The organism is Dryocola clanedunensis (assembly GCF_038405435.1).
In the GTDB taxonomy this organism is placed as follows: Bacteria; Pseudomonadota; Gammaproteobacteria; order Enterobacterales; family Enterobacteriaceae; genus Dryocola; species Dryocola clanedunensis_A.
Genome location: NZ_JBBYHZ010000115.1, coordinates 1 through 265, shown reverse-complemented (window position 1 = coordinate 265; position 265 = coordinate 1). Strand labels below are relative to the sequence as shown.

The 265-nt window shown below is 64.2% G+C and carries 1 protein-coding gene; it reads right to left on the bottom strand.

The window, feature by feature from the left end:
• A partial coding sequence (locus AAE045_RS23745) for a hypothetical protein (RefSeq protein WP_455549762.1) occupies positions 1 to 149 on the bottom strand: 149 nt, incomplete at its 3' end.
• Between the last annotated feature and the right edge of the window lie 116 nt (positions 150 to 265).

Sequence of the window (265 nt, the reverse complement as noted above, 5' to 3'; positions counted from 1 at the left end):
GGGAAGCCGGTTTCCATGACATCCACGCCCAGCTCGTCCAGCGCGCGGGCCATCACCAGCTTCTGCTGCGGGCTCATGCTGCAGCCGGGCGATTGCTCGCCGTCGCGCAGGGTGGTGTCGAAAATTCTGATTCGGGGGGAGTTGGGCATGGTCACCAGGAGGTCTCCTCGACGGCAATGTCGGATGGGATGGCAGAGGTAGGAATCGAAACGGAAATCGGGGGTGTCGCGAGCACGGTTGGTAGGGGCGGGCGTGTTCGCTCGCT